The 20,928-nt window shown below is 27.3% G+C and carries 18 protein-coding genes and 1 pseudogene; all 19 read left to right on the top strand.

Going from position 1 to position 20,928, the window contains the following annotated elements:
* Positions 1-169: 169 nt before the first annotated feature.
* Positions 170-1,387, top strand: a complete 1,218-nt coding sequence (locus tag AAHM88_RS07150; RefSeq protein ID WP_342262746.1) for a hypothetical protein — start codon at positions 170-172, stop codon at positions 1,385-1,387.
* A gap of 54 nt (positions 1,388-1,441) precedes the next feature.
* The gene (locus AAHM88_RS07145) at positions 1,442-2,710 is read left to right on the top strand and encodes a hypothetical protein (protein ID WP_342262745.1); all 1,269 of its coding nucleotides are present in this window, start codon (positions 1,442-1,444) and stop codon (positions 2,708-2,710) included.
* 147 nt (positions 2,711-2,857) lie between these two features.
* Positions 2,858-4,411 (top strand): ABC-F family ATP-binding cassette domain-containing protein, encoded by a 1,554-nt coding sequence (locus tag AAHM88_RS07140; RefSeq protein ID WP_342262744.1) that lies wholly within the window; start codon positions 2,858-2,860, stop codon positions 4,409-4,411.
* A 30-nt stretch (positions 4,412-4,441) separates the two neighbouring features.
* Positions 4,442-5,740, top strand: coding sequence for a hypothetical protein (locus AAHM88_RS07135; RefSeq protein WP_342262743.1), 1,299 nt, complete (start codon positions 4,442-4,444; stop codon positions 5,738-5,740).
* A gap of 108 nt (positions 5,741-5,848) precedes the next feature.
* Positions 5,849-6,061 (top strand): annotated as a pseudogene (rpmE, locus tag AAHM88_RS07475) (50S ribosomal protein L31); the annotation flags it as partial.
* A 221-nt stretch (positions 6,062-6,282) separates the two neighbouring features.
* Positions 6,283-8,214, top strand: coding sequence for a hypothetical protein (locus AAHM88_RS07125; RefSeq protein WP_342262741.1), 1,932 nt, complete (start codon positions 6,283-6,285; stop codon positions 8,212-8,214).
* Positions 8,215-8,230: 16 nt separating this feature from the next.
* Positions 8,231-9,184 (top strand): bifunctional oligoribonuclease/PAP phosphatase NrnA, encoded by a 954-nt coding sequence (locus AAHM88_RS07120; RefSeq protein ID WP_342262740.1) that lies wholly within the window; start codon positions 8,231-8,233, stop codon positions 9,182-9,184.
* On the top strand, positions 9,184-9,837 hold the full coding sequence (locus AAHM88_RS07115) for a thymidine kinase (RefSeq protein WP_342262739.1): 654 nt from the start codon (positions 9,184-9,186) through the stop codon (positions 9,835-9,837). The genes AAHM88_RS07120 and AAHM88_RS07115 overlap by 1 nt, the downstream gene beginning before the upstream one ends.
* On the top strand, positions 9,788-10,867 hold the full coding sequence (gene prfA / locus AAHM88_RS07110; protein ID WP_342262738.1) for a peptide chain release factor 1: 1,080 nt from the start codon (positions 9,788-9,790) through the stop codon (positions 10,865-10,867). The genes AAHM88_RS07115 and prfA overlap by 50 nt, the downstream gene beginning before the upstream one ends.
* A gap of 2 nt (positions 10,868-10,869) precedes the next feature.
* The gene (gene prmC, locus AAHM88_RS07105) at positions 10,870-11,712 is read left to right on the top strand and encodes a peptide chain release factor N(5)-glutamine methyltransferase (protein WP_342262737.1); all 843 of its coding nucleotides are present in this window, start codon (positions 10,870-10,872) and stop codon (positions 11,710-11,712) included.
* A gap of 57 nt (positions 11,713-11,769) precedes the next feature.
* Positions 11,770-13,362 carry a hypothetical protein gene (locus tag AAHM88_RS07100; protein ID WP_342262736.1) on the top strand — a complete coding sequence of 531 codons (1,593 nt, stop codon included), beginning with the start codon at positions 11,770-11,772 and terminating at the stop codon, positions 13,360-13,362.
* Between the two features lie 13 nt (positions 13,363-13,375).
* On the top strand, positions 13,376-13,894 hold the full coding sequence (locus AAHM88_RS07095; RefSeq protein ID WP_342262735.1) for a hypothetical protein: 519 nt from the start codon (positions 13,376-13,378) through the stop codon (positions 13,892-13,894).
* Positions 13,895-13,901: 7 nt separating this feature from the next.
* Positions 13,902-14,315, top strand: coding sequence for a hypothetical protein (locus AAHM88_RS07090; RefSeq protein ID WP_342262734.1), 414 nt, complete (start codon positions 13,902-13,904; stop codon positions 14,313-14,315).
* Positions 14,294-15,115 carry a hypothetical protein gene (locus tag AAHM88_RS07085; RefSeq protein WP_342262733.1) on the top strand — a complete coding sequence of 274 codons (822 nt, stop codon included), beginning with the start codon at positions 14,294-14,296 and terminating at the stop codon, positions 15,113-15,115. Before AAHM88_RS07090 ends, AAHM88_RS07085 begins: the two co-directional genes overlap by 22 nt.
* A gap of 12 nt (positions 15,116-15,127) precedes the next feature.
* Positions 15,128-15,655 (top strand): L-threonylcarbamoyladenylate synthase, encoded by a 528-nt coding sequence (locus tag AAHM88_RS07080; protein WP_342262732.1) that lies wholly within the window; start codon positions 15,128-15,130, stop codon positions 15,653-15,655.
* 165 nt (positions 15,656-15,820) lie between these two features.
* On the top strand, positions 15,821-17,740 hold the full coding sequence (locus AAHM88_RS07075; protein ID WP_342262731.1) for an MFS transporter: 1,920 nt from the start codon (positions 15,821-15,823) through the stop codon (positions 17,738-17,740).
* A gap of 169 nt (positions 17,741-17,909) precedes the next feature.
* Entirely contained in the window at positions 17,910-18,323 is a 414-nt protein-coding gene (gene rpsL / locus AAHM88_RS07070) for a 30S ribosomal protein S12 (protein ID WP_342262730.1), read from the top strand.
* 23 nt (positions 18,324-18,346) lie between these two features.
* Positions 18,347-18,814 carry a 30S ribosomal protein S7 gene (gene rpsG, locus AAHM88_RS07065; protein ID WP_342262729.1) on the top strand — a complete coding sequence of 156 codons (468 nt, stop codon included), beginning with the start codon at positions 18,347-18,349 and terminating at the stop codon, positions 18,812-18,814.
* 21 nt (positions 18,815-18,835) lie between these two features.
* Positions 18,836-20,914 (top strand): elongation factor G, encoded by a 2,079-nt coding sequence (fusA, locus tag AAHM88_RS07060; RefSeq protein WP_342262728.1) that lies wholly within the window; start codon positions 18,836-18,838, stop codon positions 20,912-20,914.
* The last annotated feature ends 14 nt before the right edge of the window (positions 20,915-20,928 follow it).

Genomic DNA, 20,928 nt, shown 5'->3' with positions numbered 1-20,928 from the left:
TATTTATCATAATCCAGTTAAAGGATAAATCACGTAATCAAAAAGTAAAATTTTAGTATTGATTTAGTATCAAATAATACTTTTTAAAATTATGTGATAAAATATTTTATATTAAAGGATATTAAACTATCACTTGTAAACTTTAAAAATATTTTAGGAGATAATTGTAATGTGAAAAATGATTAGTTTTTTTAATATTTATTTATTAGTAGGTATTAGTTTTGTAAAACCACTATATCTTGTTAATGAGGATAATGAAAATCTTTTAACTGGTTATCGTTGTACTTTTGAACCCAATAATCGTAACGAACTAATAATAAGAGATAAAAATCGTAGTCAATATTTAGATGTGAATAGTGATGATGCTATTGGTATGGAAGTTATTATGCAGTATGCAAAGATGGTTAGAAAATATTATTTTCAATCTCAAGAAATAGCATCATTAAGGTCTTGTTATGAAGAAATATTAAAAGTTTCGGAAAATAGTAAATTGGCGTATGATAAGTTTATCCATAATACTAAACAATTACAAAATGAATCAGGTTATTTTCCTTCTTTAACAACATTAATTGCTAAAATTAGAACAACAATATTACGCCATAATTATTATCCGCTGTTAGATTTTAATTCTATTATTAATGCTGTTGGTAGCGAAGAACAACATTTATTAAGTTTATATAATTATCTAAGTAAATATTATGGTATTGAAAATATTAAGCGTTGACTGTTTACTCTTGTTTTTACTAATAATATCCAAAAACGCTATTCAGGAATTTTAGGGATTACAGTATTAAATAGTTTTTATGGTTATCAGTTTATTGCTTTAGATCCAAATATTTTAAGTAAAAATGTTGTTTTTGAAAATTATCAGTTAGGTCATTGAGTATCTAATAATATTATTACGGGTGTTATTCATGAATATGGTCATATGTTAGAATTTGCTTTATCGTTTTTACCTGAACAATTAAATAAAAACATTTTACCAAATAAAGTTACTAATAATGAAAGCAATTATTTTTTAAACAATTGGTTTTCACAAGTTGATTATAAAAATATTAATAATAATATTATTAGAGGTTATAAAGTTCAACCAAGTAATTTCTCAGCATCTAATGAATTTATTCGTTTTATTAGTAAAAAATTAGGTTTTAATCCTGCCGATATTAATGTTTGAAAAGTAGAAGATAATAATGAATTTTTGGAAATTAATCGTAGTACCTTAATAAGTGCTTTAGTATCAAAATTATTTGTTGATAGTCGTTATGGCAAATTTACTGATTGAAATGAGCAATTTGCCGAGTTAGTTAGTCAATGATTATTAACACCGAATAATTATAAGCAAAATAAACTTTCTGTTCGTTGAACTTTATTAAATGAGTTTTTTTAGAATACTTACCTAAAAAATATCAACAAATTCTTGGTAATGATTAGGAGTGAAAAAATGAAATCATTGGTTTTATTAATAGTTATTAACTTACCTTTAACAATTATCGGTTGTTCACAAGGTAATATTGATAATATTATTAGTAGTACATCTTTTTGTGATTATCAAAGCAATTTAGTAAAAGAACAATTAATTTTAGAATCATCAGAAGAAGAAAGATTAAATTTATTTAAACCAGAAAATAATTGGGATAAGTATGAAGAGGCTTTAAATAGTAAGAATTCTTTTACTAATATTCAAAAAGCAAAAATTCAAGGATGTTTTAATGTTTTTAATAATAAAAAAATGAAAATAAGTCAAATCCATACTTATGCTAATAAAATTAAATATAAAAATGATCAAATTAGTTTTAAAAATTGAGATGCTTTAAAAACTTATTTTCATCAACAAAAACTAAGAAATAAACAAGATTTTCTTTTTCAATTTGATAAATTAGAAAAGTTTGTTGAAAATGATATTTTTCTTAATTTATATAATTATCTAAGTTATGCTTTTGGCAAAGAAAATGTTCATGAGTGGTTGTTTATGTTAGTTTTTTCACAAAAAATGACCGAATTTATTGCCGAAAAAAAGAAAGAAAATAATTTTCCTTGAATATTATCAGGAATATTATATTATGACGAAAAACAAAATCATCAAGCATTACTTCTTAATAATGATCTATTTAATGAACAAGCATTATTAAATAATTATAAAAACGGTTATGCGAATTTTAAAACAGGAATGGGAGCAATCGTATCGCTTTATGGCAAGGTATTGGAGTATTCATTGGCAAGATTACCTAATTCTATTAATACGGGAATGTTACCTGTAAAAGATAATGATGATAAATATGTGGATGCTGAATTTATGATATTTTTAGAAGAATGATTTAATTTTAATGCTACAAAGAATATTAATGAGGGTCTTCTAGAAATTGCTGATTTTAATAATAATAAAATTAATTTTAATCTTAATAAGGTATTTGATGAATGACTTTTTATGCAGTTTAAAAATCAAAATGATAAATATTTAAAGTTTCAAAAAGAAGAATTAATTACGATTTTAAAAATTCTTCTTACTGGTAATAGTATTTTAAGAGCAAATGATACTTTAAAAGTTTCGTTTAGTGATTTATTTTCGCAATGATTTTTAATGCCTTATTATCAAAATGAACTGCCAATTAAATGAAATATTTTAAATGATTTTTTTGATTATTTAACAAATGAGTATTGAAAATCTGTTGATAATTTTTTAGGAGTTGTTGAGTTTAGGAATTTTCATTAATTAAATCTTTATAGTATAATATTATTGTAAAGTTAAAAATATAAAGGTTTTTAAATTAAGTTATTGTTAACTTAATTATTTTTTATGAAATATAAAAAATTTTTAAAACAAGTTATTATTAACTTATTATTTGAGGTGAAAGAAGCAATGAGTATTTTATTTATTAAAGAATTAAGTCATAGTACGGGTAGTAAATCGTTATATCAAAAAGCAACAATGAAAATTAATGTTGGTGAGCATATTGCTTTGATTGGACCTAATGGTAGTGGCAAAACAACATTATTAAATATTATTTCTGGTAAAGTTAGTGCTGATAAAATTGATTTAATTTTTTTTCCTTATGTTAAAATGGGATATTTAGATCAACATCAATTGGTTGATAATAATATTTCAGCATTAGACTATTTAAAAACAGCATATAAAGATTTATTTTTAAAGGAACAAATGATTAATGAATTATATCATCAATTATCATTGAATTATGAAGAAAAAATTTTAAATAAAGCTTTAAAACTGCAAACTGAACTTGATAATAGTGATTTTTATAATGTTGAAAAAGAAATTAATAATTTAGTTATCGGTTTAGCAATTGATAAATCATTATTAGCACAAAAATTATCTAGTTTAAGTGGTGGCCAAAAAAGTAAGATTCTTTTAGCAAAATTATTATTATCAAAAAATGACTTTTTGTTATTAGATGAGCCAACTAACTTTTTAGATACCCAACAAGTTAATTGGTTAGCAAGTTTCTTACAAACATATCCGTATGCATTTTTATTAATATCACATGACCAAGCATTTGTTAATAAAGTTGCTCATATTATTTATGCAATTGAAAATTTTAATTTAGTTCGTTATGTTGGTAATTTTGATCATTATTTAGAACTTAAACAATTAAATCAACGACAGTATTTAATGGAATATCAAGGACAACAAAAGAAAATTGATAAGTTACAAACTTATGTTAATAAAAATATTGCTAGAAAGTCAACAGCAAAAAGTGCCCAGTCACGAAAAAAACAATTAGAAAAAATGGAAATTATTGCTAAACCACAAAAAATTAGTAAACCAAACTTTAATTTTAAGTATCGCCGAAGTTTAACATCGGTTACTCTTAAAGTAAAAGATTTAACGATTGGTTATACTAAACCGTTAATTAATTCATTATCATTTACGATTAAAGAAGGTGAAAAATGATTGGTGCAAGGTTATAATGGGATTGGAAAAACAACATTACTAGAAACTTTAACTGGTAATATTAAACCAATATCAGGGATAATTACGATTGGTGATAATGTTACGATTGGTTATTTTAAGCAGTTTTATAATTTTCCTGAATTATCACCAATACAATATTTAAAATCATTAAATCCGGAAATGGATGATGGTGAAATTAGGAAAATATTAGCTAGTTTTGGAATTAAGCGCGAGTTAGCGATGCAATCCCTTAATAAATTATCAGGGGGAGAACAAACTAAAGTTCGGTTAGCAGTTTTATCTTTAATTCCTTGTAGTTTGTTAATTTTGGATGAACCAACTAATCATTTAGATGATTTAGCTAAGGATTCATTATTAGAAGCAATAACCAATTATTCTGGGACAGTATTATTGACTAGTCATGATATTAATTTTAATACTTCTTGAGTGGATAAAACATTAAATTTTGTAGATTTTATGATAAAAAATGATAAAATAAAGTAATAAAATAAGTGATAATTAGGGAGGATAACAATGATTAAAAAAACACCATTAGTTGTTAATATTATTATCATATTGTTTTTATTAGTAGGGTGTAACGCTTTTAATTTTTATGATTATCAATTATCTAATGATAATGATTCGTTAATTAATTATAATTGTGCTTTTGAGGGTAAGAATGTTAATCTTAAAAGTGTAAGAAGGTTAAAGTTAGAAGATATTGTTCATCGTTGGAATTTAGATTTTGAATCACCATTTGATGATGGTAATTCAAAATATATGAAATATTTAGCAACTATTAATAGAAAGAAAAACAATATTGCTGAAAGAAAAGCGTTACAATCTTGTTATAATGAGATTTTAAAAGTTTCTAATAAAAGTACAGAGCAATATAATAAGTATGAACAAAGTTCATTATTGTTAAGAGATTATTATTCAAGTTATGATGATTTAGTAAAAAATCTTGAAAATACTGATTTAAGAGATGGACAAAAACCAATGCTTGATTTGAAACTATTGGAACAAAAAATTGGTAATAATTCAAAGTATTTGTTAGCGATGTATAATTATTTAAGTAAATATTATGGTAAAAAAAATATTGCTAAGTTATTAGTTGCCCTTTCGTTTACTAATAGTTTTGATTTCCAGACTGATTCAGAAAAGACCTTAGGGGTTACGGTTTTAGATTTACGATATGGTTATCAGTTTATTACTTTGCGACCAAGTATTGTTGATAAAGATCATATTAAATCCCAATATTTTAATGGTCAATTTTCAACTAGTAATGTTACTACTGGGGTTATTCATGAGTATGGTCATGCGTTAGAAAACTTGTTAAATTTTTTTCCTGAGCAGTTAAATAGTAATATTTTACCAGATGAAACTAATGCTGCTGATGAACTTCGTTTAGATAAATGATTTAAAAATGGATTACAAAAATCTACTAATAAAAATCAAGCGTGATATAAAAAAGGGTGAAAATTAAAAAAAACAAAAATTTCTGCATCCCTAGAATTTGTTCGTTTTATTGCTAGTAAATTGGGGTATCTTCCAAGTAAGATTAAATTTATTGATATAAATGGCAAAATATATTTTTCTAATTCAGAAGCAAAAATTAGTGCTTTAGTATCAAAATTATTTGTTGATAGTAACTATGGTAAGTTTGTTAGTTTAAAAGAACAGTTTGCAGAGTTATTTAGTCAATGGTTATTACAACCGATTAGTATGCCAAGCGATCAATTATCGGTTCGCTGAACAATACTCAATGAGTTTTTCTTGGAATACTTACCTAATAAGTATTATCAGATTATTGGAACAAAATTGCTTGCGTAAGCGATAATGTTGTTGCCAACAAGATAGGTTAAAAAATACTTCGCCGATTTTGTAATTAACATAATATATGTTATTATTTTATAGTGAAAATATTTTAGAGGTGGAATAATGAATAAAAAAGGTCAAGAGAATGCTATTAACTATTATGAAGCAGAAATTACTTGTATAACATGTTCTAATGTCTTTACTGTTGGTTCAACTAAGGGAAAAGAAATTAGAGTAGATGCTTGTTCAAAATGTCATCCTTTTTATACTGGTCAACAACAATCAATGCGTGCTGATGGCCAAGTAGAAAAGTTTGCTAAGCAACAAGCAAAACAACAAGAAATTTTAAAGCAACAAATTGCAGATGCTAAAAATCAAAAACCAATCGTTAAAAATACAAGTAAAAAAAGTGATAAGTTAAAAGAGGTATCATTAGAAGACTTGAAAAATTCTTTAAACAAATAGTTTAAAACTCACTAAAACAAATTATAGTGAGTTTTTTCGTATTATTTTTAGTTTGTCGTATAATGTAATGAGACTAAGAAATAGGTGATTTTGTGATATTAGAACTTAAGGATATTGTTGTTAAACAAAAAGATATTGTTATTTTGAAAAATATTTCCTTTAATATTTCTAATAATGATGTTTGTGTTTTACTTACTAATTCTTATGAAGAAAAAAGTGCTTTATTTAAAGCTTTTAAAGATGGTAAGAATTTAGAAACTGGGCAAATAATTTTTAATGAAGAAAATATTACAACACAATTACCAAAAAAACGCCCGTTAGCATTAATTTTTCCACAAAAATTTCTTTTTTCAATTTTTTCAATTCCTTGAAAATTAACTAGTTTATATTTAAAAAATAAAAATTTTTATTTGCAAGCTAAACAAGATTATCGTGATGCTAAACATCATTTAAATGATTTAATTGATAATGGTATTAATCTTGATAAGAAAAAATATAAAGACCAGTTACGAGATTTTAATGAGAATTTTCTTGAAAATAGTCGGATTCTTGAAGAAACACGGATTAATAAATATTATGAGTTTATTAACAAATTTCATCAAACAGCAATTAAACAAATTATGAATGATGTTAATGCTAATAATACTTCAATTTTAATGCAGAGATTTCAAAGTTGAGTTGTAGAAGCGGAAAAATTAACAATTTTAAATAGTCGGTTAACTTTTTTACAAGCTTTATGAGATAAAATTTTTATTTTAACAAGAATGGAAAAAAGTTGTCATTGTCATCAAGGACATAAGGAAAATAAGCGTTCATTTAAGATGAAAGAAGTAACATTTGTTGCTAATGAGTTTTTAGAAACTTTAGATGGGGAAATTACTGAGTTAAGAAAAAATATTTTACAAGCGGAAATTGATACGAAAGCATATGCGAAAAACTTTTGAAAGTTAGTTAAAAGCATTGAATATCAACATAAAAATGCTGATTTTATTCATTTAAAAAAAAGTAATAAATTTAAGCAGTGAAAACAGGCAACAAGAGAATATCGCAATGAATTTTATTTTCAACAAGGACAAATTATTAGTGAAATTTTAGTTTCAGAAATTAAAATGCTTCAAGGAAAAATTATGAATGAAACCTATATTTATCATCAATTGCTTTTAAATGGTTTTGATAAAATTAGTGTAAAAAAGTTTAAAAATGAAGTTCATACTGCTAGTAGAGCAGTTATTAGGGTTCGTCAGCAAGCTTGATTACAAGTAAAGAATATTATTGATGATATTGAGTTAAAAGGCTTAAAGTTTAGTTTTATTTGACAATTTACGGGTTGAGATCGCATTAAGTTGCAAATTGTTATTGCTCTTATTCAACAAAAACGATTACTTATTATTGATGATACTTTAGTTAAACAATCTAAACAATATAAAAATGAGTTTGGTCATTTAATTGAAAAACTTCAAAAGCATTATAATTTAACGATTCTTATTATTAGTAAATATGGTTATCGTGTTATTGATGTTGCCCAAAAAGTTATTATTTTACAAAATGGTGATATTGTTCAGCAAGATACAAAAGAAAATATTATTGCTCAACCTTTTAATAAGGATGTTTTACAGGCGATTAGCTCACCACATTTAAATTGATTTGCGTACTTTAATTATACTGAATCGTGATTATTAATTGATAATATTAATATTGTCAGTTTAAAGACACTTTATATGGAAAATAAAAATTTTAGTTTTAATGTTGGTATTTTACCAGAAAAAATTGTTCCTGATTTTTACAAACATAAAATAAAAGTTATTAATAAGCAACCTCTTTATGGATGAGTTATTAAGTTAAAAAAAATGCGTAAAGGTGATTGATTACTTGATGTAATTTTAAATGATAATAAAATTATTAAAGTAATAACTCCACCATCAAATAATAAAAAATTTTTAAAAGAAGAAATTAAATTTGATATTTTGTCAGGGGGTATTTATTTATTTGATAGTAAAACTGATCAATTAATTAAGAGATGATAGAGGAGAATAATAAAAAATGACAAAGCAAATCTGAGATAAGATAAGAGAATATTCCACAGTAATAATTTTACGCCATATTAGTCCTGATGGTGATGCGTATGGTGTACAATTTGGTTTAAAACATTTAATTGTTGCTAATTTGCCTCATATTAGAGTTTTAACTGGGGGTGCTAGCTTATTAGACTTGAATTATATTGGTATCTGTGATGATGTTAAGGAAGAAGACTATCGTGATGCTTTAGTAATTATTGGTGATTGTGCTAATGCCGAGCGAATTGATGGTGTTGGTTGAGAAAAAGGAAAATATAAGATTAAAATTGATCATCATCCATTTTATGAACAATATGCCGATTTAGAGTGAATTGATGATGTGGCACCATCAGCAAGTGAAATGGTAGCAAAGTTAGCTTTAGATAATAACTTGCAAGTTACAAAGGAAGCTGCTAAAGCGATATTTCATGGAATGGTAACTGATACGGGAAGGTTTCTTTATGGTAATTTACGACCAGAAACTTTTTTATTAGCAAATTTTTTAATGACAACGGGTTTTAATATTGAACAACTTTATAATAATTTGTATCAACGGCCAATGAATATTATTAAATTTCAAGCATTTGCTTTGAGTAATTTTACGGTTACTGACAATGGTGTTGCTTTTTTAAAGTTAACACCAGATATTTTGAAAGAATTTTTAATTACTAAAGAAAAAGCTAATAATTTAGTTAATCTCTTAGGGAGGATTTTGGGAATACATATATGAGCATTTTGTAGTCAAGATGAAAATGATGAGTTTATTAAAATTAGTATTCGGAGTACTGGTTTGAAAATTAATGATTTAGCAGCAAAATATGGTGGCGGTGGTCATCATCGTGCAGCAGGTGTAAAAACTAATTCTTGACATACTGTTGATGCCTTATTAAATGATTTAAATTTGTTAGCAAAAAAAATTAATCAAAGTGAGGGGAAATAATGTATGTGCGTTATAAAGATGGATGAATTGAAGTAATTAGTGGTTGTATGTTTGCTGGTAAAACTGAGGAATTAATTCGTCGAATAAATATGTTGTCATTTGCTAATAAAAAAATTCAAATTTTTAAACCATTAATTGATAATCGTTATGAAGAAGAAGAAATTGTTAGTCATAATAATAGAAAAATTAAAGCAATAAGAATTTGTAATGCGCAACAATTAATTGAATTTTTAGATAATGATACCGAGGTTATTGCGATTGATGAAATTCAGTTTTTTACAAGTGATATTTTAATAGTTTTAGAACAATTAGCAGATCAGGGGAAGAGGATTATTGTTGCTGGTTTAGATAAAGATTTTCGTGGTGAACCTTTTAAATGTATGCCAGAACTATTAACGCGAGCTGAATTTGTTACTAAATTAGAAGCAATATGTGTTAAATGTCATTCGCCGGCAACAAGAACTCAAAGAATAATTAATGGATTTCCTGCTAGTTATCATGACCCGATTGTTTTAATTGGTGCTAATGAATTTTATGAGGCACGCTGTCGTCATTGTCATATTGTTAATGATTATCCACAAACTAATATTAAGGAGAATAAAAATGAATGTCAAAACCCGAGAACGATTGGAAACAATGAAACATCGTTATAATGAAATTAATAGTTTACTAAGTCAATCCGATATTAATAATAATATTGAATTATTAACTAAGTTATCTAAAGAAAGAGCTAAACTTAATGATACAGTATTGCTATATATGAAATATCTTAGTATTGAAAGCAATCTTCAAGAAATTAAAAATATTTTTCAAAATGAAAAAGATGCTGATTTGTTAAATTTAGCAAAAGAAGAATTAAAAGGTAATGAAGAATCATTATTATTTGTTGAACAGCAGTTAACAATTGCATTATTGCCAGCAAACCCTAATGATGATAAAAATGTTATTATTGAAATTCGTGGTGCTGTTGGTGGTGATGAAGCTAATATTTTTGCTGGTGATTTATATCGGATGTATTTACGATATTGTGAATCACAAAATTGAAAAACAGAACTTTTGGATGCACGAATATCAAATTCTGGTGGTTTTTCGCAAATTTCATTTTTGATTAAAGGTGAAAAAGTCTATGCAAAAATGAAATTTGAAGCTGGTAGTCATCGCGTGCAAAGAATTCCTAAAACCGAATCACAAGGAAGAGTTCATACTTCTACAGCTACGGTTGTTGTCTTACCCGAAGCTAGTGCTTTAGATGTTGATGTTAAACCGTCAGAATTAAAAATTGATACTTATCGGGCTTCTGGTGCTGGGGGGCAACATGTTAATACTACTGATTCAGCAGTGCGTATTACTCATTTACCAACTGGAATTGTGGCAACTTCACAAGATGGTCGTAGTCAACATGATAATAAGGATAAGGCTTTAAAAGTGTTACTTGCTAAAATTTATGAAGCTAAACTTGAAGCTCAACAAAGTGAAATGGGCACATTACGAAAAAGTGCTGTCGGTAGTGGTGTGCGGGCAGAAAAAATTCGAACATATAATTATCCTCAAAATCGTGTTAGTGACCATCGGATTAATTTGACATTAAATAAACTTGATCGAATTATGCTGGGTGAACTTAATGAGATTATTAATGCTTTAATTGATGATGAACAAAAAAGAAAAATGGGAATGGAAGATTAGTTATGACCTATCATCAGTTATTACAAAAGGGTGAAAAATTATATGCTGATTATCGTAGTCACCATTGTAAATGATTATTAGCTCATTTAGCAGACTATTCATTGCAAGAATTATATGCCAATTTAGATATTGAAAGTAAAGTTAGTGAAGAAGACTTTTATGCTTTAATTAATATTAATTTACAGGGAAAACCGTTGGCATATATTTTAGGTTATCAAACTTTTTTGGGGCGTGATTTTATTGTTAACCCCAATGTTTTTATTCCGCGTACTGAAACGCAAGAATTAGTAGAAAATCTTTTGTATTATGTTGATGACTATTTTCAAGATGTAAAGCAAATTAAAGTACTTGATGTTGCTACGGGTAGTGGTGCGATTGCTATTAGTTTAGCGTTAGAAGAAGCAAAAGTTTTTGTTGTTGCTAGTGATATTAGTAGTGAAGCTTTAAAAGTTGCAAAAGCTAATGCGCTAAATCTTAATTGTCAAAATATTAAATTTGTTAATAGTAATTTGTTAGCGTCCTTTGTTAATAATGATGATAAGTTTGATATTTTAGTATGTAATCCCCCTTATATTGGAATTGATGAACAGATTGAAAATATGGTTAAAGACTATGAACCGCATTTAGCATTATTTGCTACTGATAATGGTTTATTTTTCTATAAATTAATTTTTAAACAAGTAAAAACAATAATGAATAATAAATATTTATTAGCCTTTGAATTTGGTTATTCACAAAAAGCGGCTTTAGAAGTATTAGTAAAGGAATATTTTGCAACTAGTGAATATGAATTTATTAAAGATATTAGTGGTCGATGGAGAATGCTTTTTATTTACAATGAATAATAAATAATTTTATAGTAAAATAATGACATTAGAAAATAAAGAATTGGGTGAAATGAAATGAAGGGTAAAGCAACAAAACCATTGTTAATATCACTTTTTTTAATTCTTTTGTTAGCACCGGGAATTGCTTTTCTTATTGTCTTGGTTAATGATTCATTAGTTACAACTTTTACTAATGATCTTAATGTTTTTACAAGAGAAGAATATTACTTACAATATTTTCAAAAGACCTATAATTTTTCTTTGGAAAATACTAAAATCCTTTTGCAATATTTATCTGATTTTTATGATTTTAAAATAATTTCCAGTATGAATGCGCAACTTGCCTATACAATTACGGGAACTTCATTAGTATTTTTAGGAATTTTTATTATTTTAGGGGGAGCATTTTTTTTAAATAAAAAGTGAAAAACAACAAGGGCATTAGTAGTTGTTTTATTAATTTTTTGAATTATAACAATTGTTGGTTTTGGATTATTAGCTGTGGGGCAATATAAATATCAATGAACTAATGAAGCAACTTTAAATTCGCTAGTAAAAGTTAAGGATGCTAAAGATATTATCATTATTCCCAATCCTTATCATTTTGCGAGTGAAGAATTTCATGAATTTTTAGTGGCGTTATCTGGTAAAAAAATTCATTCTGAAGCTATTGAGTGATTTAAAAATTTTCTTTTTAAAGAATTTTATCAAAAGTTAATTAATTTAAAAGGAAATACTAATGATTGAATTAGTGAAGTTGGTATTTGATGAGTTTTTCTTATTCAAGCAACATTAGTTTCTTTAATTGTTGCTTTTGATTATACTAGTTATGCTAGTCATTTAGTGAAACCGGCTTTTGTTTTTAATAAACGGGAAAAAATTTTATTATTTGGTCAAAATTGATTTCGAAAAACTTGGGTTTCTTTTAAACAACCAACAATTTGAAATGTTTTGCGAATTTCAATTTTTTTAATTTCAATATTTATTTTAATTGAAGTTATTTTAATTATTGCTAATTTTCTGAATAAAGATTTAGTAAATCTTTATGATTTGTTATCAAAATTTCCTTATGGTCATAATAATCCTGGAAATATTCTTGAAATTCCTGAACAACCACAAGAAATTATTCGTGAGACTTTTTTGATTGAAATTTTAGCACCAATTTATTATTATCCTAATTTACCAACTGTTTTTGTTGTGCAATTTGTGCCAATTTTAGGTTTAACATTTTTAATAATTATTTGAAGTGTATCTTTTGTTCTTATTAAGAGGATATCTTATTTATCTAGTGGTTCAATAATCTTATTTTATACTTTTTTTCTGCCAATTCTTTTTGCTGGTTTGTTTCTTTTTACATATTCACAAACTAATACTAATAATTTAATTGCTGTTGCTAATGATATGCGTTATAAACTTAAAGAAAAATATCCTGATTTTCATATATCATATTATAAATCATCCTTATTTGGGGGTGCTATTTCTAATACTGGCGAGTGAATTGTGTTTAGTGTTGAAATTATTGTTCTTGCTGTCTTTTCAATTATTATTTCAATTTTGTTATGGAAAATTTATCAACAAGATAATTTAAAAATAAAAATGACAATTCCTAATTTTATTTTAGAAAAGAAAAAAAGAGTTAAGAAAGTAAAAAAAATATCCAAAAAATAAAGAGGAAAATAAAATGTTTTTTGCATATAATCGTTCAATGTTAATTTGATTTTTGACTAATATATTATTATTTTTTAGTCACTTTTTAGTCATTTGAACACTTTATTATTTTACATATAATTATAAAGCTGCCCCATTGGAGTTTTCAGCGTTAATTTGAGCTATTGGTATTAGCATTGTTGCTGTTCTTTATTTGAGTGAAGTATTATTTATTATGATTAAGTTTTATCCGCTGTGGAACCGACCATTTTTAACTGTTAGTGATTATTATCAATGATATCTTTTGAATCGTTTTCTTACTTATACTACTTTTATTTTGTTAATGATAACGACTTTTTTTAGTTTAAGAAAATTGCCGATTAGTGTGGGAAATGCTGTTTATCAGAATGCGGATTATTTAATTTATTTAATATTTATTCCAATCTTAATATTTAATGCAATTGTTGTGTGATATAATTACAAATATAAAAAAATTATTAGAACGCGAAAAAAAGCATCTAATAAAGTAGAATTAGTTTCTAGTGTGAGGTAGAGATAATATGATTAGAAAAGAAAAATGGCTTTATTTAATTGCTAATGTAATATTAATATGAAACCTTGTATATTTTATTATTGCTAATTACCTAAGTAGTGAAGTTGTTCTTTGAAGTGATGTTTTTAAAGATTCTTTACTATTGTCTTCAACAAAAATTCTTTTGTTACCATTATTATCGCTACTTATTAGTTTAATAAGTATTGCTGTTGCTTTATTTTTAAATTTTAAAAATTATAAAACTAAGCAAAGTAAATATCTTATTGCTTGAATTTTTTTATTATCATTATCAATGGCAATATCTTTAATGTTATCTTTTTATTCGCAAATATCATTAGCAATGTATATGGATGATGGTAACAGTGGCTTAAGTATTTCGTGGTTAAATAGTCGTTCAATTTGTGAATTATCGGCGGAGTAGTAATCGTTGCTAAAATTGTTGCTATTGTTGATTTTGCAATGAATTATAATTCATTATTAAAATATAACTCGCTATTAGAAAATAGTTTTGAGAATGATGGAACAGCGTTTAGTTTAAATTCTAATTTACAAAATATGAAATATAATAATAAAGAACCAAAAACGGAATATATCCCTAATATTAATAATGTTTATGCTGGTTATGTAAATCCTAGTTATAATGGTAGTTTAAGTGCCACAATGAATATTAAAAACGATGATATTAATAACTTTTATGCTAAAGAAAATTTATTACAGGATAATAATATTAAACCATTAATAAAAGAAAATGAAGAATTTAATAGTTTGGGAGTTGTAAATCCGTTACCAAATATTACACCAGCAACAATGGGATTTACACAGCAAATTAAAAATGAATATGAAAAGGATTTTGTTTTGGTTCAGGAATTGCATCGTATTAATATGGCACAAAGTAATGCTCGTGTTGCGAAGTTAATTAATATTTTTTATAATCGTTATGACCGTGGTTTGGATCTTGATGTTGATCGGGTAATGCTCTTAATCTATCGGGTAGCGTTAGAACACGAACCGCTTTTTGGATATTTAAAAGATGCTATTTTATATAAACTAGATAGCAAATTTATTTCTGATTTAGCTCGTAAATGATTTAATTCTTATGCTAATAAGGTAAATAATTTTTATAGTACTAGTCGTTCTGCTTTTAAGAAAAGTCTTAATGAAGGAATAACTATTATGGATAATGATATTGAAAAGTATTTGCAAGAATCGGTACCGAGATAGTTTTATTAGTTTATGCAAATATTATCATTAGAACAAAAAAATCTTGTTATTCATAATTTATTAAACGAGCAAGTTGGTATTGTTCCTACCGATACCGTATATGGTTTAGTGGGAATTTATTCTTCGCAATTTGTCGCTAAAAGAATCTCGCATTTAAAATTAAGAGATAAAAATAAACCATTGGCAGTTATTGTTAGTGATATTGCAATGGCAAAAGATATTGGGGTTATTACTTCGCAAGTTGAACAGTTATATGAATCGTATCCTCGGGGGAAAATAACAATTATTGTTAAACAAAAAGTGAATGTCACAGAAACGATAGCGATTAGAATTACCAATTATCGCTGGTTACAAGATATTGTTTATCAAACAGGACCACTATTTGCCACTAGTGCTAATATTCATAATGAAAATCCAATTATAACTGTTAATGAGAATAAACTTGAAGTTGATTTTATTGTTGATGGGGGTATTATTGACCAAAAGGCTTCAACAATTATTGATGCTACAGGTAGTGAGATTGTTATTATTCGTTCATAAGTTATATTAGGCGTTATTGTATTAATATTTTTTATATATTAATTTAATTAATAATATATAAAAACTCTTTATTTTATTGAAGTTATTCAATAATTTTTTTATAAAATGGTGTATAATTTAATAAAATAAAAGGAAAATAATGGTTTATTTCTTGAATTTAAGTAAATGGATATTAAGGGGTGAAAAGCAATGACATTAATGATTATGGGAGCAATAATGATATTTTTATCTACGCTTTTAGGGGTATTTTTATTAGTATTATCAATGCCAATTATTTTTAATTTTATTACTAATGAAATTTGGTTAGAAAAATTATTTTTAAGATTTGGTAAAGAAAATTTTTCTTTTGCATTAATTAAATTAAAAAATAATTTAATGAGTAATCTTGTAATTTATGTATTTTTTGGAATTTTAATTACCCTATTTTTTGTTTTAGTAACAATAGTAATATCACAAATTCGTCATCGTAAAAATCATAAAGTGGCAATTAGACTATTTTATACAAATTTTGCTTTAACGGGAATTATTTTTACTATTTTGGTTTTAATGATTATTTTTACGGGAATATGATGATTTTCATTTATTTTAGCAGTTTTAGCAATGGGGTTATTTTTTTTACAAAATTCCTTCTTATCATTAATTAAAAATTCTATTAATCATAAAGAATACCAAATTGGTAATATTATTACTACGGGTGATGGAAAAATTAGTAATGAAAATTATTTAGATATTAATAACGAAATTGTAAATATTAGAAAAAATAGTATTCAAGCACAACAATCATTGTCTTTAGTAAAAGAACAGTTACATTCAGAGTTTTTAAATGATAAAGACTATGAAACTAATGAAATTAATAACAATAAGTTGGTGGTAAACTCAAAAGCGTCCTTACCAGATATTTTAAATCCAATGTTGTTAAAAGAGAATGAAGATGATGGTGATGCGGTTGGTAAAATAATTGCAGAACCGATTTATCACAAAATTAAAACAGATGAGATGTTATTTAACTCAGAGCAGAGAGTTGCGAGTAATGAACAACAACAGTTAGATTCAAAAAATAATGTGATATCATCAGATGAACAAAAGGAAGCTGATGATAAGGAGCAAGTGGATATTAATAAAGAAAATCTACAAGTTAAGCAACAGGAGGAGTGTTCATATGTTGCTCCAAGTGAATTGGAGTATAACGATGTTAAACAACCATTGATGAGTAATAGTTCACAAACTGGTAATGGGGAATATGGTTCTGGGAAGCAATTATTTACTAATGAGTATTATCAAGGACAGCAATATTCACAAGTTCAGGAACAAATAGTGGCATTAGGTGAACAAAAGGAAGCTGATGATAAGAACCAAGTGGATATTAATAATGAATATTTACAAGTTGAGCAACCTCAGTGTTCATATGTTGCTCCAAGTGAATTGGAGTATGACGATGGTAAACAGCCATTGATGAGTAATAGTTCGCAAACTGGTAATGGGGAATATGGTTTTGGGAAGCAATTATTTACTAATGAGTATTATCAAGGACAGCAATATTCACAAGTTCAGGAACAAATAGCGGCATTAGGTGAACGAAAGGAAGCTGATGATACAAACATTGAGCCTAATAAAATTTATTATCATTTACCAATGACACGAAGAACTGGTGAAATTGATCCACAAAAGACAAGAAAATTTTTATTTGCTAATCTTCCAGGAAAACCAGATGAGTTAGAAAGTCCGGTGTATGAATATAATCCGATTGAAGAACAAGATAAGAAACCAAAACAGGACAAAAAGAAGAATCACGAAAGTCGTTCTTATGGAATTTTTGACCAAACAATACAGCGCCAAGCTAATCCAGTAGGAATACAAGAAGCAGTTTCCTATCCACAAGGATATGTGCAAGCAAGATATCAAACAAAATCTAATTATTATAAACAACCAGCATTAAATATTAATTTACCGAACCAAGAAACATATAATAAATCTGTTGTTAATCAACAATTTGATGCAGCAGTAATTGCAGAGCATTATCATTTGCAATATCCAAATTATATATTTACTAATGATAGTTGCCCTATTTGTTATCAAGGTGGTTAGTTATTCTAAAATCTAGAACTTAATTATATATAAGTTCTAGATTTTATTTTGGGGATATGTTGCATTTTTATAATAAATTAGTTATTATTATAAAGGACTTTATTTAGATACGCACGGTATCGTGTGTATAAAATAATAACACGATGAAAGAATGAAAGGAGTATTAATTATGCCAACAATTAATCAATTGATTCACAAGCCAAGAAAAGGAAAGACTGATAAGTCAAATTCAGCGTTATTAGGACTAGGATATAACTCATTAAGAAGAAAGCGAACTACTGGTTCTTCTCCCCAAAAAAGAGCAGTATGTAAACTTGTGATAACAAAAACGCCAAAGAAACCTAACTCAGCTTTAAGAAAGATTACTCGTGTGCTACTAAGTAATGGTTTTGAAGTAACAGCATATATTCCTGGTGAAGGACATAACTTGCAGGAGCATTCAGTGGTACTTATTCAAGGCGGAAGAACGAAGGATTTACCAGGAGTACGCTATCGAGTTATTCGTGGTGTTTTAGATGCGGCTGGTGTTGAAGGGCGAAGACAAAGTCGTTCAATTTATGGAACAAAGAAACCTAAAAAGTAATAGTTTAAGAAAGGAGTTATTATATGCGTAAAAGAAGAGCAGAAAAACGAGATGTTTTACCAGATCCAATATATAATTCAAAGTTGGTTACGAGAGCAATTAATAAAATTATGGTTGATGGTAAAAGAGGAATTGCCCAAACAATTCTTTATCAAGCTTTTGATATTATTAAAGAAAAAACAAATGATGATCCATTGGATATTTTTAATAAAGCATTAAATAATGTTTCACCACAATTGGAGTTGAAAGTAAGAAGAATTGGTGGTGCTAATTATCAAGTACCTATTGAGGTATATGAAGTGCGAAAAATGACATTGAGTCTTAGATGATTAATTAATTATTCACATACTCGTAATGGAAAATGTATGCAAGAAAAGTTAGCAGCAGAAATTATTGATGCATCAAATGGTATAGGTGGCGCTGTTAAGAAAAAAGAGGAAACCGAAAAACAGGCAGAAGCGAACAAAGCCTTTGCTAATTACCGTTGATAATTTAAGAGGAGTAGATAGAGGATGCCAAGAGAATATAGTTTAGAAAAAACTCGCAATATGGGTGTTATAGCCCATATTGATGCTGGTAAGACTACGGTTACTGAGAGAATTTTGGTACATACTAAAAAAATTCGTAAAGCTAGAGAAACCCATGATGGTGGTTCACAAATGGATTGAATGGCTCAAGAACAAGAACGCGGCATTACGATTACTTCAGCAGCAACAACAGCGGTTTGAAGAGAATTCAGACTTAATCTTATTGATACGCCAGGGCATGTTGATTTTACTGTTGAAGTAGAGCGGTCATTACGAGTATTAGATGGTGCAGTTGTGGTTTTAGATGCCCAGTCAGGTGTGGAACCACAAACAGAAACAGTTTGAAGGCAAGCAAATACTTACAAGGTACCAAGAATTGTGTTTATTAATAAAATGGATAAAATTGGTGCTGACTTCTTATATTCTATTAATACAATTTATGACCGTTTACAAGGTAATGCTCATCCAATTCAATTGCCAATTGGTAGTGAAGATAATTTTGATGGTATTATTGATTTGATTGAAATGAAAGCATATCATTATAATCAAAATGATGTTCATGAAACAGTAGAGGAAATTCCGATCCCTAATGAATTACAAGAATTAGTTAAAGAAAAGCACAGTAGTTTAATTGAAACACTTGCTAAACTTGATGATGAGTTAGCGATGCAATATTTAGAAGGCGAAGCGATTGGTGTTGAACAAATTAAACGAGCGATTCGTAATGCTACTTTAACAGCTGAATTCTTTCCTGTTGTTTGTGGATCAGCGTTTAAAAATAAAGGGGTTAAGTTGTTATTAGATGCGGTTGTTGATTATTTACCATCGCCATTAGATATTCCAGCCATTAAAGGGGTGCTTCGTAATGGTGAAGAAGCAGAAAGAAAAGCATCTGATGATGAACCTTTTGCTGCCTTAGCATTTAAAATTATGACTGACCCTTATGTCGGAAAGTTAACTTTCTTTCGTGTTTATTCAGGGGTATTAAACTCAGGTTCTTATATCTTGAATGCTACTAAAGATAAACAACAACGCATTGGAAGATTATTAAAAATGCATGCTAATAACCGTGAAGAAATTCAAGAAGTATATGCTGGTGATATTGCAGCGGCTGTTGGTTTGAAAGATACAACAACTGGTGATACTTTGTGTGATGAGAAGCGTGCGATTGTTTTAGAATCAATGATTTTTCCAGAACCAGTTATTTCTTTAGCATTAGAACCAAAAACTAAAGCTGATCAAGATAAAATGAGTTTAGCGCTATCAAAACTTGCTGAAGAGGATCCAACATTTAAAACATGAACTGATAATGAAACTGGACAAACAATTGTTGCGGGAATGGGTGAATTACATCTTGATATTATTGTTGATCGCATGAAACGGGAATTTAAAGTTGAAGTAAATGTTGGAAATCCACAAGTATCATATCGTGAAACTATTAAAGTCTCATCTGATTGTGAAGGTAAATATATTAAACAATCAGGTGGTCGTGGACAATATGGGCATGTATGAATTAAATTTGAACCTAATCCAGATAAAGGATTTGAATTTATTGATAAGATTATTGGTGGTAGAGTTCCCCGCGAATATATTAGTTCTGTTAAAGCGGGACTAGAAGCTAGTTTATCTGGTGGTGTTTTAGCGGGATATCCATTAATTGATATTAAAGCAACATTATTTGATGGGTCATATCATGATGTTGATTCATCAGAGATGGCATTTAAGATTGCGGCTTCAATGGCTTTAAAAAAAATTAAGCAGCATTCGCAACCAGTATTGTTAGAACCAATTATGACTGTTGAAGTTGTAGCACCAGAAGCATATTATGGTGATGTGATCGGAAATCTTTCTTCAAGAAGAGGTCAGATTGAAGGCAGTGAGCAAAGAGGTAATATTCAAGTTATTAAAGCTAAAGTACCGTTAGCAGAAATGTTTGGGTACGCAACTGATTTGAGGTCCTTTACACAAGGAAGAGCAAGTTATACAATGCAGTTTTCTCACTATCAAGAAACACCAAAATCGGTTAGTGAAAAAATTGTTGCTCAAAATTCAAAACAAGGATAATAATTTTGTTGTTA

Source organism: Spiroplasma endosymbiont of Dromius quadrimaculatus (assembly GCF_964031155.1).
Classification (GTDB): domain Bacteria; phylum Bacillota_I; class Bacilli_A; order Mycoplasmatales; family Nriv7; genus Nriv7.
The sequence above is the reverse complement of the archived record's forward strand: the minus strand, read 5'-3'. Positions and strand labels throughout refer to the sequence as shown.